Source organism: Paenibacillus sp. FSL R10-2199 (assembly GCF_038000235.1).
Lineage (GTDB): Bacteria > Bacillota > Bacilli > Paenibacillales > Paenibacillaceae > Paenibacillus_AQ > Paenibacillus_AQ phytohabitans.
In genome coordinates, this window is the sequence record NZ_JBBOBO010000001.1 from 3,697,367 (window position 1) to 3,713,783 (window position 16,417).

Sequence of the window (16,417 nt, forward strand, 5' to 3'; positions counted from 1 at the left end):
AAGTCTTAAAGCGAGCTCAGAGAAAAAAGAGAACCTATCAATGAATAATAAGTATATAGTATATTCTGTTGAAACTAGTAGAAACGGTGAGGAATTTTATAGAATAGAAAATGATGCTAATCAAGTTGTTCCTTACCCAAGTGCATTATTCGAGAGTGTTTCGGATAAAGTTAATTCTGATTGGATATTATGGAACAAGCCTAATAATAGTTCAGCATTATTACCCAGACAATTTGCTTATCTAAGTTTTTGGGAGGACTATTATAATGAAGAGTTAAAAGCTATAACAATATTTAATTCGGTCAAGGAACAGCTAATAAGTGAAGAGCTAGAAGAGAATGAAGTGCGTGAGTTTTTTGAAAATGAGGATGAAGAAAAGATAATTTTCATTCTTAATGGTCTTATTAAGACCGGGGATAACAGATTTGTTAATCAAGTAATACGGTATATGAAATCAAAATTGGAAGAAGGTCTAAGAGAAGATAATACTGCAATCCTTGCTTTTCGTTACCTGAGTCAATTCAAAGATAGTGAAGTAGAAAACTATTTCCTTTATTATTTAATGAACATTGAGCTGGGAAATGACCAGTTAACTGAAATAGTAAGTAAGTATTTTGAATAAATAACAAATCGTTTCCTTGTATCACGCTAAAGTGTTAAATATATAGGGCGATTTTGGTCGGGTCCATCAGGCAGATGCGTTGGCGTTGGTTTTTACCGAGGAATTGGTTAAAGAGGTAGTCATGGGCGTGGCAGATACGGCTACGTTTGCCTTTCTAAATATTTTCATCCTAATGTCAAGCCAGTAAAAATTGAGTATGCACAGCCGGAAAACTATCCAAAAGATTATGAGGCAGCAAATATAGAGGCAGGACTTAGTAAAACATCTAACCCATCTGTACATGAAAAAATAAACCTCCAGAAGGATATACCTGACATCATATGGAGGATGGAAATACAATGGTACTAGTTGAAAAAGATATTCACGACGAATATAAACACATGGGCGGACAGTCCATTGTAAATGGAACAGGAGGAGATTAAGTTGGAGATGCAAGGGGATATTGAAGTTTTAACAGAATCAAGACTTCAAGACTTTGAAAGAATGAATGGAGTTCAACTTCCCCGACAGTATCGAGAATTTTTATTGAAATACAATGGGGGTTATCCCAAACTATATTACTTTACCATCTCAAAAGAGCAAGGCATTGGTATGGTAAATATTTTTTATGGTATTGGTGAGATGTATGACAATTTAGAAAAGAAAATTGATATCTTTGACGATATAATAGATATAGGTTTTTTTCCAATCGCAGATGATTCGGGTGGAAATCAAATTTGTATAGGTCTTACTGAAAAGTATTCTGGCAATATTTACTTTTGGATTCATGATGAAGACCCCGAAGATATGAGTAATATGTATTTCATTGCTAAGGATTTCAAAGAATTTTTAGAGAAGCTGTATGATGAGACAGAAGAATAATTAGATAATAATAGATGAATTGATTATGCAGAGGCTACCCAATGCAGAATGAATTCTTTATTTAACTAGGAACATACTTAACCCTTGTAATACACAATTAAACAGGTCGATTATGGTCAGGTAACACCATGATTGGCTTGTTTTTGTTATGTTCGCTTTTTATGTTTTTTAAATTAATTGCAACTGTAGCGGATGCGGTAGTAATAGGATTGAGAGCTTGGGTGAGGCTTCAAAGCTTAAATTTACAGAACCTTCTTTTATCCAAGGGTAGCAAACCTAAAGGGAAGTATGGTGAAGGCGACTCCCATGGAATCAAAAAACAAAATGAAACAGCCGATGTATTGGCTGTTAATGCCTATGACATTGAAATGTTAGATGAAATTGATGGTGGAAATGGTCATGGCATTGTTGAGGGGTCGAATCCGGACTTTCTAATCGAAGGAAATGTATTTGATTGTTATGCTCCAAAACCAGATGGAAAGATACAAAGTATAATTAAAGAAATAGCAGGAAAGACAAAGAAACAATCTGGAAGAATTGTTTTGAACTTAGACAACTTTCCAAATGAAAAAGTTACCGAAATTATCGAAACAATCTTAAGAAAAGCAAATCCGGATGGAGATTTAAAAAGACTAGAAGAATTAATTTTAGTGAAGAATGGAAAGATTACAAGGGTATTTGGAGGTTAGAAGTGATGGATTGTACATTATACTTGGTCTCAAATTTGGATAAAGAAACACTTAAAACAACAATCTATGAGATAGTTTGCGATGCAGTTGAAGGTAAAGTAACAAACTACGAAAATTCTTCTCGTCTTAGCTGTAAATACTTCACACTTGATATTGAATTAGAAGATATTAATAGTATTGATTTTTTAAGAGAAGAATATGGATTGGAAATTAATGTGGAGATTGGGATTCAATTATTCGGGAAATTATTTTCTGAAGGATTAGTAGTGTTGTTTAAAATTTTTGGTAATATGTTGATGGCTTTTAATCCTGACATGGTGTTTGTAGAAAATGGTATAGATCAAATATTCAGAAAAGAAGATGCTACTGTAATCATAAATTTAAAGTTAGATCAATATCAGCAAAAGTATCTATCAGAAAAGATGATCACTTTACTACGACTTCCATATTTTTTTCAGGAGTTACCGAACTAAAGATGGAGGCCGGGGTATACCCGATGCCCCAGCGTGGCCAAAGACATCCGTGCTGGATATCAGGATGTTGTTATTTAGCAGCAAAGTAATCGGAATGGGGAGCATCTATATTTTTTGACGGCGCTACCTCTCCTGCTTATAATGAACAAATATAATGCAGCAACAACGACGGGAGACGCGGGAATGGAGCAATATACGGAAGACATAGGGTATATCATGTGGAGAGTCACGAACAATTGGCAAAAGTTAATGAAAGCTGAGTTGCGGGAGGTGGATCTGACACATGTCCAGTTTGCGCTGCTGCGGTCCTGCCATGCACTGAATGAGCGGGAAAGCGCGTCCGGTGTGACGCAGATTCAGATTGCCCACAATTCTGGTATCGATCCGATGATGGCTTCAGAAGTGCTGAGAACACTGGAGAAAAAAGGGTATATCAGCCGTGTGCCGCATCCGCAGGATACCAGAGCCAAGCTGATCTCACTGACCGAATCCGGTGTAGCTGTTATGGAACGTGCCAGCCGGATAGTTATGAGCGCGGACCAGATGTTTTTCTCCAAGCTGGGGCCGGATATGCATGATTTCATTGCCCGCTTAAAGACGCTGTCGACATAGATCTGGAATGAATTTGCCAAAAGAAAGGTTAAAGAAAAACCTTGACTCTATTTAATAAGTGAACATATAATAAGCGGACATATAGATAATATGGATAGGCAATTTGAGAGGAGAACGTTAGTACATGAATGAGGCATCACAAATCAAGGTGAAATACAAGGTAATCCCTGTGCTCGTAGCGCTATTATTGGGGGGATTCATCGGGTTGTTAAGTGAGACCATGATGAACGTGGCCCTGCCGGTGCTCATGGCGGAGTGGAATCTTTCCGCTTCAACCGCACAATGGATCACCACAGGTTACATTCTGGTCATCAGCATCATTATGCCGGTTTCAGCCTTACTGCTGCAGTGGTTCACAACTAGAAAATTATTCGTGACTGCCATCAGCTTATTTATGCTCGGAACCTTGGCCGCAGGACTTGCCCCGGGCTTTGGGATGCTGCTTATCGGGCGTTTGGTTCAGGCAGCGGGTACCGCAATCTTGATGCCGGTCATCTTCAATACGATCCTGACTATTATTCCACCCGCCAAACGCGGGGCGGCTATGGGTATGGTAGGTCTTGTGATGATGGTAGCTCCGGCGCTTGGACCTACCGTGTCCGGGCTGATCATCGACAAGCTGGATTGGCACTGGATGTTCTGGGTGCTGGTTCCTTTCCTGGTAATCGACTTTATTATCGGGCTGCTTAATATTGAGAACGTGGCAACGATCACCAAACCGAAGATTGATATTTTGTCGCTTGTCCTGTCCACCATCGCCTTTGGAGGTATTGTATACGGGCTTAGTGTTGTGGGCGAAGGAGATGGAGGCTGGGGCAGTCCGAAGGTTATTGCCTGCATTGTTATCGGACTTGCAGCACTCTTACTGTTTATCTTGCGCCAGCTCACGATGAAGCAGCCGATCATGAATCTGCGGGCGTTCAAATATCCGATGTTCACAGCAGGTACGTTGTTTATTGTTATCGGCTTCCTGACGATCTTCGCTACATCGTATTTGCTGCCGATCTTTATGCAGGGCTCACTGAGATTGTCAGCGCTGTATGCCGGACTGCTCATGCTTCCCGCAGGGCTGGTCAATGCCATACTGTCCCCTATTATCGGACGGAGCTTTGATAAAGTCGGCCCCCGGGTACTGGTTATTCCGGGTATGATCATTCTGTCCGCTGCCATGTGGATGTTCACCAGCGTTGACGTAAATACTCCAGTCTACATGATCATTCTTATGCACTGCTGCATGACAGTAGGTCTTGCGCTTACCCTGATGCCTGCGCAGACGAACGGGCTGAATCAGCTGCCTCGGGAACTGCATCCGCATGGTACAGCCATCATGAATACCCTGCAGCAGTTAGCCAGTGCAGTCGGGACAGCTCTGATTGTAAGTGTGATGACTGCCGGCCAAAGTACTTACATCAGTACTCATTTGGATACCGCAGCAGCGGATATGGGATCACTAAGTCTGGCGGCAGGCGTGCATAATGCGTTCATTCTGGCGGCAGTCATCACGCTGATTGGTGTGATTGCCGGGTTCTTCGTGAGACGGAGTATCGTTCACAGCCATGCTGCACCACAGCCGGATACGGCATGACGACAGACGGCTTCCTAATATTCGAGAGTTAATAAGGGGATTTCCGGCATTTGCCGGAGGTCCTCTTTTAACAATGGAGTACAAATATAGCGGGTTTCTATTGGTCACTTGCACAATGCATTTCGTCCGATCATCAATATTCTTTTGCTCCCCTAAGACCTTATAATGAGAGCGTGTTCAACAAGTACTTAGGGGGATATTCGAAATGGAAGGATTAATCATTGGTTGGTACGGAGCACTGGCAGGACTGGCAATTGCCATTATTCTGATCCTTAGAAAATTAAATCCGGTATACGCACTGTTCCTGGGAGCCATTGTAGGGGCGCTTATTGGCGGAGCCAATCTGGAACAGACAGTAAGCGTTCTTGTAAGCGGTACACAAAGTGTAATGGGCACGGTTCTGCGGGTGCTGGCCGCCGGAGTCCTGGCTGGTGTCATGATGGAATCGGGGGCGGCTGAAGCTATAGCCCAGGCTATCGTGAGAAAGTTCGGCGGGAGCAAAGCGATTCTGGCGCTGGCGCTGGCGACGATGGTCATCACGGCCATGGGGGTTTTCATTCCGGTAGCGGTATTAATTGTGGCTCCAATTGCTCTATCGGTCGGTAACAAGATGGGGATTTCCAAGGTAGCGCTGCTGCTGGCACTGTCGGGCGGAGGGAAGGCCGGGAATATTATCTCCCCGAATCCGAATACCATCGCAGCCGCACGGGGCTTCGACCTGGATTTAAGCCATGTGATGCTGGCGGGTCTGATCCCGGCCGTCTGTGGATTGATTGTAACCGTTATCCTTGCCTCAGTGCTGAAGAAAAAAGGTATAATGGTTACCACTGAAGAAGCTGCTAACGGTACCGACACTGCGAATACAGCTGCTTATCCGCCGCTCAGCCGAGCAATTGTCGCTCCTCTGGTTGCGATTGTCCTGCTGATGATTAATCCAATCGGTTCGATCTCCGGGATCGAAGCACTGGCCAGACTTAAAGTGGATGCGCTTTATATTCTGCCGCTGGCCGGAATTATCGGTATGCTGGCGATGGGGCAGGGGAACAAGGTTCTGCAGTATACTTCCTCCGGTCTCAGTAAAATGACTGCCACCGTCCTGATCCTGATCGGGGCAGGCGGAATTGCCGGCTTGATCTCTGCTTCGGATTTATCGAATCAGGTGGTTCATCTCATTGAGCTGTCCGGAATCTCCGGCACGTTCCTGGCGCCGATCTCCGGTATTCTGATGGCTGCGGCAACCGCGTCCACCTCCACCGGTGTTATTGTGGCGACCGGCTCCTTCGGACAGGCCATTCTGGATATGGGCACGGCTCCGCTGGCGGCAGCCGTTATGGTCCATACCGGGGCGACGGTCATCGACTCGCTGCCGCAGGGTACCTACTTCCACGTTACTGCTGACAGTATGAAGATGACGATCAAGCAGCGTATGGGGCTGATTCCTTACGAAGCGCTTGTCGGCGGAACGATGACGATTGTGGCTACGCTGGTTTACGGATTTTTATTCTAATATCAATATCATATACGGGGTGTGGAAATGAGAGAGAAAACCTTTGTACTGGCACCGGATTCTTTTAAGGAGAGTATGACTGCGAAGGAAGTCTGTCTTGCGATGGAGAGCGGACTGCGGAAGATTTATCCGGAAGCGGCTTATATCCATGTTCCCATGGCAGACGGCGGAGAGGGGACGGTACAGTCTCTTGTCGATGCTTCCGGCGGGGAGATTCATTATAAAAAAGTCGTGGGCCCTCTGGGACAGCCGGTTACAGCGAAATACGGAATTCTTGGCGACGGAGAGACTGCGGCGATCGAAATGGCTTCTGCCAGCGGCATTCAGCTGGTGGACAAGGCGGACCGGAATCCGCTGATCACAACGACTTACGGTACGGGTGAACTGATTCTGGAATGTCTGGAACGGGGAATCCGCAAAATTATCATCGGCATCGGCGGGAGTGCGACCAATGACGGCGGCGCAGGCATGGCCGAGGCGCTGGGTGCGAGATTCATCGATGAGGCGGGGGAGTTGCTGCCGCGCGGCGGCGGTAGTCTGGGCCGGCTGAGCAGCGTCGACATCAGCTCGCTTGATGCAAGACTGCAGCAGGTTCAGCTGATTGTGGCCTGTGATGTGACGAATCCGCTCTGCGGCGATCACGGGGCATCGGCGGTATTCGGCCCGCAAAAAGGCGCTACACCTGAAATGGTGCAGCAGCTTGATGCCAATCTCGCTCATTATGCGGCGGTGGTGAAGCAGCAGCTTGGCAAGGATGTGCGGGATCTTCCCGGTGCCGGTGCGGCCGGCGGTCTGGGGGCAGGCCTTATGATCTTCACGCAGGCCACACTCCAGAAGGGGATCGAGATTGTGATTGAATACACGGGTCTAGGCCGGAAGCTGGCGGATGCGGACTTCGTATTTACCGGTGAAGGCGGAATCGATTTCCAGACCAAATTCGGCAAAACACCGTATGGCGTAGCCCGTACCGCCAAGGCAAACGGCAAGAAGGTGATTGCCTTGGCCGGCTACATCGGCGAAGGAATTGAAACGCTGTATGCAGAAGGTATCGACGCCATCTTCGGCATAGTCCCGGGCGCTTCCAGCCTGGAGCAGCTGCTGGCCGAAGGCCCGGCCAATGTTGAGCGGACCTGCGAGAATATTGCGAGGCTGCTGAAGCTTAGTGAATAGTGAAGCTGGGCGGTTAGTGTAGCAAGGTGAATAGTGGAGCTGGGCGAATAGTTGAGTTGGGAGAATAGTGGAGCTGGGGGATTAGTGTAGCTGAGTGAATAGTGCAGCTGGGCGAAAAGCTGAGTTGAATTGGATTGAGTTGAGTCTGATTGAATAGCCCCTGGGATAATTCCCAGGGGCTATTGGTTTTGTATAGGGGAGAGTAATCTTAGGCAGAGGTGAAATCCTGCACGAAATACAACATTATTCCCGTGATATCGGGTCTAATCACAGATTGTTGTATGAAATGCAACATTTCCCCGTGTATTGGCGGGTAAGCGGAGAAATTGTTGTATTTCATACAACAATCGTTACGAAACCGCCTGAATTTACGCTTCCGAGTTGTATTACGTACAACATTTGGAAACGCGGGGCAGTAATTCAACGCACGGGAGGCCCCGCAATCCGCACCCGCCCGCACCCGAGCCCGAGCACCCGCCCGCCTACACCCGCACCCGCCCGCCTACACCCGCCCCCTCGCACCCGCACCCCGCCGACGCACCTGCCCGCCTGCCCGCACTCGCACACCCCTACCCCCACCCGCACCCCCGCCAGGACATAACAACACGAGAAGCTGCTCTACTTATAAAGCGCCAGCAGCTCATACGTAAGCTCGAAGAGCTGCAGCAGATTCCTCGGGTCTTTGCCGGTAATACTCTCGATCCGCTTCAGGCGGTATTGCAGAGTATTGCGGTGAATATTGAGATGATCCGCCGTTTGCGAGACGCTGCAGTTATGGTTGATGAAGCTTCTAAGTGTCTCCAGCAGATCGGCGGTATCCTCCAGCTTGATCGCCCTGCCGGGTTTGTCCGACAGCTTCGCATGGCTGAGCTTCACCAGAAATTCAGCTTCTTCGAAGGTAATGGCTTGTGAAGCAGGCTTCAGTGCAAGCAGTATACCCAAGGCCGATTTGGCCTGGCGGTACCCTTCGGCAATGCTGGGTTCCAGTCTGCCGGAGGCCAGCAGCAGGAGCGGCTGGTTATGCAGCAGCTCTGCAATCAGCGGGCTGCAGTCGGGACGGTTCTGGATCAGCAGCAGCCAGGTATCTTCATCCAGCTGGAAGGACGGGTAACGCAGCAGGAGCTTCGCAGCATCCTTTTCGGGATTGAAATGCTTGAGATAGAGTACCGTAGTCTTCAGCAGCAGATCAATATTGTAGGCAGCAGCTTCTTTTCTTAATTTCTGGGAATACGCTCCCTGATGGGCGAGCAGCATTTCCAGCATAGCCTTCTTGCGGTTTGCCTCATTCGCGAGATTCTCCAGCGTGTTCCGCTGTTCGATGAGCAGGGATACCGTGGTTCTTACGATGTTGCAAAAAGGCCGGACTTCCTCAGGGCTCCCGGAAATCCCGATCACACCAACGCGGGTGTTGCCGATGACAATCGGTTCGTTGGTCCCTTTTTTCTCATACAGACCATCCTCCAGCACCTCGACCATTTGCCCGGTGGACAGTGCTTTGACTGCCCCCTGGTGAACGGTGCCGACCCGTTCTTTCTTTCCGCTGCCGACAATAATCCCCTGATGATTCATGATGTTGATGTTATAAGGAATATCCATCATCATTTTGTCTACAATTTCCTGCGCCTGCTTCTCGGATAGCTGAAACAACCGGAATTTCCCCCTTCGCCGTGCCCGGATGGCTGCCTAGGCAACCTCAGTCTCTTCCATTGTGCATCTGAACAAAAGTATAGAGCATTCTGCACGGAGAATAAAGACTGAACCGGTGTGCCGGATCTAAGGGGGCGGCCAAACGGCCCAGGCAGAGTAGCGCAGCCATGTTTTACGGATTATGCGGACTATGGACTAGATAGAGACTTGGGAGATTCCCGCCCGGTTGAAGATCTCTTTCAAAGTAACCTCCTTGTCTGCGTTCCAGGGATTTGCGGGTGCAAGGCTGAAGGTGGACACCGGTACACCAGCCAGACGAATGGCTTCTTTTATTGAAGGAATGAAGGGATCATCGATACTATACAGCGGAGGGATCTCTATGATTCTCCGGTGAAACTCAAGCACCTCTGCCATATCATTCTTCAGGAAGCTGCTGAGTAACCCGAGCATCAGCTGCGGTGCGAAGTTGGCACTGGCGGCAATCGCCCCGTCTCCACCGGCAGCAAGCGTAGGCAGCAGATATTCATCGAAACCGCAAAATACCGAGAAGTCCGGTTTAACCGCCTTCACCTGCATAATCATCTGCCGGATATGGCTGAGCTGGTCTACGGTTTCCTTAATTCCAGTTACATTTGTATATTTGGCGGCAAGGCGGCTGACGAAGGCCGGACTCAGATCCTGGCCAGTCAGCGCCGGGAAGTTGTACAGCATTAGCGGCACATCAACGGCTTCCAGAATAGAGGCATAATGCGAGAACAAAGCCTCTTCGCTAAGCTTGTAATAATAAGGATTAATGACAACGATGCCTGTCGCCCCTTGCTCCGCAGCATGCTTGCTAAGGCGGAGGGTCTCTGCTGTCGTATTGCTGCCGGTGCCAATCCATACGGGAAGACGGCCATTCGTGTATTTAATGCATACCTCAGTGATTTCCTCGCGCTGCCCGGTGCTGAACAGGCTGAATTCTCCGGCTGTCCCGAGGAAAAAGAGTCCCTGAACCCCTTGCCGGATCAGGCTGTCGATTAGCAGCTTCATTCCGCTTGGGTCGAATTTTCCGGATTGATCCAGAATCGTCGGGACCGGGGGGATGATGCCTGTATGATGCGGTCTCATGGTCATGTTAGAAATTTTCATTTTATTCCGCCTCCAGGTTTGTTATTATAAACATAAGATTATTATAGTGAACTAAGAGAGCTTAATCAATTGATTTATGAGAGGGGAATGAAGGTTTGGACCGGAAATATTGGGTTCCAGCTTTAGAACGGGCCGATCTGATTCTTACGGCAATCTCCAGGAAGCCCGGAGAACATAAGATGACCGACCTGTGCGATGAAACGGGCATTAACAAAAGCTCCATGTTCTCGCTGCTGCGTACAATGGAAACCCTGCAATGGGTGGTGAAGGATGACAGGGAGGCTTACGCGCTGGGGGCTGGGGTTTCCTACTATAATACGGTTTACAACGAATCGCTTAAGCAGAATACGAATCTGGTGGAGCGCTTCCTGGCAGGCTCTGCACAGAGCGTCAGGGTCATCGGGGAAACCTTTCAGTTATCGGTTCTTGACCGGGATGAGATTATCTATCTGGCCAAGCAGGAAGGGCCCTCCCTTGTGAGGCTGGAGTCCAGTCCAGGGATGCGGTTCCCGGCACATGCGACCGCTATGGGCAAGATGATGCTGTCACTTCTGCCGGACGGCGAGCTCATAAGACGTTATTCCGGCAAAACCTTAACTGCGGTTACGTCGCACACGTTGACGGATTGGGCGGAATTCACGGCTGCATTGTCTGAGATTCGCGAGGCCGGTTACGCAGTGGACCGGGAAGAAATTATTCAGGGCATCAGCTGCGTGGCTGCGCCGGTTCTGGATGCTGCGGGAAATGCCGTTGCCGCTGTAAGCACCACGATGCTGCAGCATGCTTTTGCCGATAAACAGGAGGCTGCGGTCCGGGAAGTGATAGAGCTGGCGAGGAAACTATCCTTGTGATAATCGTCTGGGCAAGTTCATTCTGAAGGAGAGAAGGGTTAAGTGTGAAGCTGACTTTGCATGAGATTATGAAGGAAGCCATAGATGATACTGTTCCTGTACATACCGCTGCGGAAGGTCCCGCAGGCAAGCTTCCGATTACAGGTGAGGTGCTGCGAAATGCCCCAAGCGGGGAAATCTTCGGAATGACCCAGAATGCGGGGATGGGCTGGAATCCGCTGCAGCTGAACAGGCCGCAATATCTGATTCTCGGCACGATGGGCGGAATCCGGCGGGAGGACGGCAGTCCGCTTGCGCTCGGATACCATACCGGACACTGGGAAATCGGCGTGATGATGGAAGAAATCGCTGAGGAGCTCACCGCCAATCAGGGGATTCCGTTTGCCGGTTATGTCAGTGATCCCTGTGACGGGCGCTCCCAGGGAACCACGGGCATGTTCGATTCTCTTCCTTACCGGAATGATGCAGCCGTGGTTCTGCGGCGGCTGATTCGTTCCCTGCCTACCCGCAAAGGAGTTCTGGGCGTAGCCACCTGCGATAAAGGTCTGCCCGCCATGATGCTGGCACTGGCCGGAATGCGGCATCAGCTTCCGGGGATTATCGTACCTGGCGGCGTTACACTGCCGCCGGTTAACGGCGAGGATGCCGGCAAGGTGCAGAGCATCGGAGCGCGGTTCAGCAATGGTGAACTTTCGCTCGAAGATGCAGCCGATCTGGGCTGCCGGGCTTGCGCTACCCCGGGAGGCGGCTGTCAATTCCTTGGCACGGCCGCAACGGCCCAGGTGATTGCTGAAGCACTGGGCATGTCGCTGCCTCATTCGGCTCTGTCACCATCGGGGCAGCCGGTCTGGAAGAATATCGGCCGCCAGTCGGCCCGCGCGCTTCAGCATATGGAGCATAGCGGAATAGTGATGAGTGATATTCTTACAGATCGGGCCATTAAGAACGCGATGATCCTGCATGCCGCGTTCGGAGGCTCTACGAATCTGCTGCTGCATCTGCCGGCCGTTGCCCATGCCGCCGGGCTGAAGATTCCTTCAGTTGATGACTGGAACGAGGTGAACCGCCAGGTTCCCCGGCTGGTCAGTGTGCTTCCGAACGGACCGGTGCCGCATCCGACGATCCGCGTGTTCCTGGCAGGAGGTGTTCCGGAAGTCATGCTGCATTTACGGCGGCTGGGGCTGATTGACGAATCCGTATTGACCGTGACAGGGCGGACGCTGGGCGAGAATCTGGACTGGTGGGAGACCTCGCAGAGACGGGCGGACATGCGGCGGAGACTGCAGGAAGCGGATGGCATTGACCCGGATTCTGTGATCATGAGCCCGGAAGAGGCCAAGCGGCAGGGGATGGCTTCCACAATGACGTTCCCCACAGGGAATCTGTGCCCCGAAGGTGCAGTAATCAAATCGGCAGCCATTGACCCTTCCGTCTTGGACAGCGAAGGAGTCTACAGGCATACGGGAAGAGTGAAGGTGTTCACTGCCGAGAAGGATGCGATCCGTAGCATCAAGAACGGTAAGGTGCAGGCCGGGGATATTCTGGCCATCATCGGCCGGGGGCCCAGCGGAACAGGGATGGAAGAGACCTACCAGCTGACATCCGCGCTCAAGCATCTGCCTTACGGCAAATATGTCACGCTGATCACGGATGCCCGGTTCTCGGGGGTATCCACGGGAGCCTGTATTGGTCATATGGGACCCGAAGCACTGGCCGGCGGTCCCCTCGGGAAGCTGCGGGATAATGACTGGGTAGAGGTTCTGATCGATACCGTGAAGCTGGATGGGAGCGTGAATCTGGTCGGGGAAGGCGGAGAAGGCGGACAGCCGCTGTCGAAGGAAGCGGGAACGGAGCTTCTGAACGCAAGGACTCCGCATCCGGGCCTTGCCGTTGATCCGGGCCTGCCGGATGATACCCGGCTATGGGCTGCGCTACAGGCGGCAAGCGGAGGGACCTGGCAGGGCTGTGTCTACGATACGGATAGAATTATTGCCTTACTGGAAGCAGGACGGCAAGCACTGGGGGAGACAAGATGAGCACAACACTGATTCACAATCCGATTCTACGCGGGTTTCATCCGGACCCGTCCATCTGCCGGGCGGGAGAGGACTATTATATTGCCACCTCCACCTTCGAGTGGTTTCCCGGCGTACGGATTCATCATTCCCGCGATCTGGTGAACTGGCGGCCGCTTACGTATGCACTAACCCGCAAGTCGCAGCTGAATATGGAAGGTGACCCGGATTCCGGAGGCGTGTGGGCACCTTGCCTGACTTACGATGATGGACTCTTTTATCTGATCTATACCGATGTCAAAAGCAGACAGGGTGCCTTCAAGGATACGCCTAACTATCTGGTGACTGCCGGGAATATCGAAGGTCCCTGGTCTGAGCCTGTATACCTGAACAGCAGCGGCTTCGACCCTTCGCTGTTCCATGACGATGACGGGCGCAAATGGCTGGTCAACATGCTGTGGGATCACCGCACCGGCAATAACAGCTTCGCCGGGATTGTGCTGCAGGAATATTCTGCAACAGAGCAGCGGCTGACCGGTCCGGTCATTCCCATCTACAAGGGAACCGAGCTGAAGCTTACGGAAGGGCCGCATCTGTACCGGAAGGACGGCTGGTATTATCTCATCACAGCTGAGGGCGGTACACAGTATAATCATGCGGTGACGGTGGCCCGGTCGAAGCAGATTGAAGGTCCGTATGAGACAGCTCCGAATCATCCGCTGCTGACCTCTGCCGGAAACCGTGAACTGGAGCTGCAGAAGGCGGGACATGCCAGTCTTGTACACACGCATACAGACGAATGGTATATGGTGCATCTGTGCGGCCGTCCCGTGAAAGACCCTTACTGCAATCTCGGCCGGGAGACAGCGATTCAGCGCTGCGAATTCACGGAGGACGGCTGGCTCGCCCTGGCCGGAGGCGGGAACGCCCCGGCGCTTACTGTGCCGGGTCCGGACATTCCGGAGCATCCATTCTCCGCTCCGGCTCCCCGTGATGATTTCGATGACCCGCAGCTGGATGTCCGCTGGAGCACCCTGCGTGTGCCTGCTGAGGAAGCGTGGCTCTCACTACAGGAGTGCCCCGGATATTTGCGCCTCCGGGGCAGAGAATCCATGAGCTCCATGCACCGCCAGAGTCTGGTTGCCCTGCGCCAGCAGGCCTTCAGCTGCAGCGCCGAAACCGCCATTGAATTCGAGCCGCAGCACTTCCAGCAGATGGCCGGATTAATTGTCTATTATGATACGAAGGATTATCTCTACTTGCGGATCACTCATGATGAGACCCTCGGGAAATGCGTGGGCATCATCCGCTCCCGGGACGGGGTCTACGAGGATACCCTTACGGCAGATATTGCGCTACCGCCGGGAGCAAGCGTAGCATTAAAGGTAGTGATCGACCGGGAATTCGCCCAATTCTATTACCGGGCCGGAGAGTCTGACTGGGAGAAGATCGGCGGGCCCATGGAAATCTATCATCTGTCCGATGATTTCCCGGCCTATATCCGGTTTACCGGCACATTTATCGGCATGTGTGTGCAGGATTTGAGCGGAACGCTGCGTGCGGCGGATTTTGATTATTTTGAGTACCGGGAGCTGCCCGAGTAGAAGGCAATGAAATAAGGCGTATATTTTATTTAGAGGTAGACCCGCAAGCCGTAAATCGGCTGTACGGGGATCTGCCTCTTTTTGTTGTCAAAAGGAATTACAGCTCTTGACTGACGATGCCATGATTAAGCTATACCAGCTAATAGCTTGTCAACATTACCAGTAAAGTGATTCTAAATCATGTGGTATAGTTAAAATGAGGCATGCCAAAAAACCCTCCAATTTTCTTTGTGTCTTGGAAGGTTATGCCAATAATATTTTTTAAATTGGACGAAATTCCTTTTTATTTTTTAAGATCGCATAGAGCCAATGGACGAGTTTATTTGCACATGCGATTAGAGCTACTTTATGTGGTTTTCCTTCAGCTCTCTTACGTTCATAGAACGCTTTGATTCGCATATTTCGGGAGCGTATAAGTCCACACTGAACAGCCATCACCAGTGCGTAACGCAGCTGCCTGGAACCACGTTTCGTGATTCGGTTTCGAGTCGCTGTAAACTTACCGGAAGCAAAGACACTCGGGTCAATGCCTGCGAAGGCGACTAACTTCTTAGGATGATCAAATCGTTCGACTTCTCCTATTTCGGATAAAATTGTTGCAGCAATTTTATGCCCAATCCCGGGAATCGACTGAATTAATTCATACTCTTCAATTTCTTCAGCCAGAGCATCTATGTTCTGTTCCAGTTCAGCAAGATGCTCTTGGTATTGAAGAATAAGGGTAATAAGAACTCTCATATTGATTAAATGACTTGCATACATGGTTTGCTGAAATGGATTTTGTTTTGCCGCATCTACTAATCGTTGAACCCGTTGGTTAATCCAGTCCTCTGAACGCCCCCGTTTCGAAGAAAGCAGTTCTTTCATCTTAGCTCTAAGTGTATCTTCATCCGTCTGTAAAACTAAATATGAGGTTGGGAATTCACTTAAAAACCGCAGTGAAACACCGGAATACATAGCTCCAAACACGCCTTTATAACCCGGGAAAACCTGATCTAAAACAGCTTGGAATTGCAGTTTAGTCGATACACACATCTTTGAAAGAGTCTCATATTGCCTTGTAAGATAGCGCAGATTGAGAAGTTGCACACCTCTTTTCTTAAAAGGTTCAAACTCTTCCCTGTAGTACAACTCACCCAATAGGTAAGCGTCAGCAGCATCCGTCTTTACTTTACGAAGCTGAGACTTTCTAAGCCGATTGGAGATTAGCGGGTTAATGACAATGTAAATATAGTGATGTTCCTCTAAGAACTGAACAACAGGGCTTTGGTAATGTCCTGTTGCTTCTAGAATAAGCAAAGGACGTTGTTTGGATACCGATTCAACGTCCTTTAAAACTTGATGTAGATTTGCTAGGCCATCACGAGTGTGCTCGAAGTGGAATGTCCCTCTGAAGAGCTTTCCGCGCGCTAAAAAGGCTTGTCCATGACTTTCTTCTTTTGAAATATCTAGACCGACAACTGGATTCATTTCATCTCATCTCTCCCTGTAAGTTTAAATTCACCGGCATCCCTACGGTTCTTCTTGTCGCTCCATAGCATCGCTTGTTATACGGGATCTTACGTCCCAACCAGCCTCAATCATGGTCATGACAAGTAGGGTGAACATTATAGCGCTCGGGATCAAGTCCCACGGGCAGGTACGTTCGAC

The 16,417-nt window shown here is 49.8% G+C and carries 15 protein-coding genes; 12 read left to right on the forward strand and 3 right to left on the reverse strand.

The window, feature by feature from the left end:
• The first annotated feature begins 40 nt into the window (after nucleotides 1-40).
• The 9 genes from NYE33_RS15785 (at nucleotide 41) to NYE33_RS15825 (ending at nucleotide 7,519) form a co-directional block, all read left to right on the forward strand.
• Nucleotides 41-622, forward strand: coding sequence for a hypothetical protein (locus tag NYE33_RS15785; RefSeq protein ID WP_144026241.1), 582 nt, complete (start codon nucleotides 41-43; stop codon nucleotides 620-622).
• Nucleotides 623-960: 338 nt separating this feature from the next.
• Nucleotides 961-1,044, forward strand: coding sequence for a hypothetical protein (locus tag NYE33_RS15790; protein ID WP_256704081.1), 84 nt, complete (start codon nucleotides 961-963; stop codon nucleotides 1,042-1,044).
• A 7-nt stretch (nucleotides 1,045-1,051) separates the two neighbouring features.
• Complete coding sequence (locus NYE33_RS15795; RefSeq protein ID WP_076248972.1) at nucleotides 1,052-1,483, forward strand: SMI1/KNR4 family protein; 432 nt, start codon at nucleotides 1,052-1,054, stop codon at nucleotides 1,481-1,483.
• 161 nt (nucleotides 1,484-1,644) lie between these two features.
• On the forward strand, nucleotides 1,645-2,172 hold the full coding sequence (locus NYE33_RS15800) for a CdiA C-terminal domain-containing protein (RefSeq protein ID WP_341066551.1): 528 nt from the start codon (nucleotides 1,645-1,647) through the stop codon (nucleotides 2,170-2,172).
• Nucleotides 2,173-2,177: 5 nt separating this feature from the next.
• Entirely contained in the window at nucleotides 2,178-2,645 is a 468-nt protein-coding gene (locus NYE33_RS15805) for a hypothetical protein (RefSeq protein WP_341066554.1), read from the forward strand.
• A 249-nt stretch (nucleotides 2,646-2,894) separates the two neighbouring features.
• Complete coding sequence (locus tag NYE33_RS15810; protein WP_341066556.1) at nucleotides 2,895-3,257, forward strand: MarR family winged helix-turn-helix transcriptional regulator; 363 nt, start codon at nucleotides 2,895-2,897, stop codon at nucleotides 3,255-3,257.
• 124 nt (nucleotides 3,258-3,381) lie between these two features.
• Nucleotides 3,382-4,842, forward strand: a complete 1,461-nt coding sequence (locus NYE33_RS15815) for an MDR family MFS transporter (RefSeq protein WP_341066559.1) — start codon at nucleotides 3,382-3,384, stop codon at nucleotides 4,840-4,842.
• 205 nt (nucleotides 4,843-5,047) lie between these two features.
• Entirely contained in the window at nucleotides 5,048-6,349 is a 1,302-nt protein-coding gene (locus NYE33_RS15820; RefSeq protein WP_076248968.1) for a GntP family permease, read from the forward strand.
• Nucleotides 6,350-6,376: 27 nt separating this feature from the next.
• Entirely contained in the window at nucleotides 6,377-7,519 is a 1,143-nt protein-coding gene (locus NYE33_RS15825) for a glycerate kinase family protein (protein ID WP_341066562.1), read from the forward strand.
• A 618-nt stretch (nucleotides 7,520-8,137) separates the two neighbouring features.
• Here NYE33_RS15825 and NYE33_RS15830 read toward each other — a convergent pair.
• Both NYE33_RS15830 and NYE33_RS15835 read right to left on the reverse strand, forming a co-directional pair.
• Complete coding sequence (locus tag NYE33_RS15830; RefSeq protein ID WP_341066565.1) at nucleotides 8,138-9,166, reverse strand: CdaR family transcriptional regulator; 1,029 nt, start codon at nucleotides 9,164-9,166, stop codon at nucleotides 8,138-8,140.
• Between the two features lie 195 nt (nucleotides 9,167-9,361).
• Nucleotides 9,362-10,297 (reverse strand): dihydrodipicolinate synthase family protein, encoded by a 936-nt coding sequence (locus NYE33_RS15835; protein WP_341066568.1) that lies wholly within the window; start codon nucleotides 10,295-10,297, stop codon nucleotides 9,362-9,364.
• Nucleotides 10,298-10,392: 95 nt separating this feature from the next.
• Here NYE33_RS15835 and NYE33_RS15840 point away from each other — a divergent pair, with 95 nt between their 5' ends.
• The 3 genes from NYE33_RS15840 (at nucleotide 10,393) to NYE33_RS15850 (ending at nucleotide 14,767) form a co-directional block, all read left to right on the forward strand.
• Nucleotides 10,393-11,148, forward strand: a complete 756-nt coding sequence (locus tag NYE33_RS15840) for an IclR family transcriptional regulator (RefSeq protein WP_042138873.1) — start codon at nucleotides 10,393-10,395, stop codon at nucleotides 11,146-11,148.
• A 68-nt stretch (nucleotides 11,149-11,216) separates the two neighbouring features.
• The gene (locus NYE33_RS15845) at nucleotides 11,217-13,184 is read left to right on the forward strand and encodes a YjhG/YagF family D-xylonate dehydratase (RefSeq protein WP_341068682.1); all 1,968 of its coding nucleotides are present in this window, start codon (nucleotides 11,217-11,219) and stop codon (nucleotides 13,182-13,184) included.
• Nucleotides 13,181-14,767, forward strand: a complete 1,587-nt coding sequence (locus NYE33_RS15850; protein WP_341066571.1) for a glycoside hydrolase family 43 protein — start codon at nucleotides 13,181-13,183, stop codon at nucleotides 14,765-14,767. Before NYE33_RS15845 ends, NYE33_RS15850 begins: the two co-directional genes overlap by 4 nt.
• A gap of 261 nt (nucleotides 14,768-15,028) precedes the next feature.
• On the opposite strand, the gene NYE33_RS15855 is transcribed toward NYE33_RS15850, so the two are convergent.
• Nucleotides 15,029-16,237, reverse strand: a complete 1,209-nt coding sequence (locus NYE33_RS15855; protein ID WP_042138433.1) for an IS110 family transposase — start codon at nucleotides 16,235-16,237, stop codon at nucleotides 15,029-15,031.
• Nucleotides 16,238-16,417 lie beyond the last annotated feature (180 nt).

Bases quoted from the DNA above. Each gene is read 5' to 3' on its own strand.
- NYE33_RS15815 (WP_341066559.1), top strand. From the start codon at position 3,382: ATGAATGAGGCATCACAAATCAAGGTGAAATACAAGGTAATCCCTGTG.
- NYE33_RS15835 (WP_341066568.1), bottom strand. From the start codon at position 10,297: ATGAAAATTTCTAACATGACCATGAGACCGCATCATACAGGCATCATC.
- NYE33_RS15855 (WP_042138433.1), bottom strand. From the start codon at position 16,237: ATGAATCCAGTTGTCGGTCTAGATATTTCAAAAGAAGAAAGTCATGGA.
- NYE33_RS15785 (WP_144026241.1), top strand. From the start codon at position 41: ATGAATAATAAGTATATAGTATATTCTGTTGAAACTAGTAGAAACGGT.
- NYE33_RS15790 (WP_256704081.1), top strand. From the start codon at position 961: ATGGTACTAGTTGAAAAAGATATTCACGACGAATATAAACACATGGGC.
- NYE33_RS15845 (WP_341068682.1), top strand. From the start codon at position 11,217: ATGAAGGAAGCCATAGATGATACTGTTCCTGTACATACCGCTGCGGAA.
- NYE33_RS15800 (WP_341066551.1), top strand. From the start codon at position 1,645: ATGTTTTTTAAATTAATTGCAACTGTAGCGGATGCGGTAGTAATAGGA.
- NYE33_RS15810 (WP_341066556.1), top strand. From the start codon at position 2,895: ATGAAAGCTGAGTTGCGGGAGGTGGATCTGACACATGTCCAGTTTGCG.
- NYE33_RS15795 (WP_076248972.1), top strand. From the start codon at position 1,052: ATGCAAGGGGATATTGAAGTTTTAACAGAATCAAGACTTCAAGACTTT.
- NYE33_RS15805 (WP_341066554.1), top strand. From the start codon at position 2,178: ATGGATTGTACATTATACTTGGTCTCAAATTTGGATAAAGAAACACTT.
- NYE33_RS15850 (WP_341066571.1), top strand. From the start codon at position 13,181: ATGAGCACAACACTGATTCACAATCCGATTCTACGCGGGTTTCATCCG.
- NYE33_RS15820 (WP_076248968.1), top strand. From the start codon at position 5,048: ATGGAAGGATTAATCATTGGTTGGTACGGAGCACTGGCAGGACTGGCA.
- NYE33_RS15825 (WP_341066562.1), top strand. From the start codon at position 6,377: ATGAGAGAGAAAACCTTTGTACTGGCACCGGATTCTTTTAAGGAGAGT.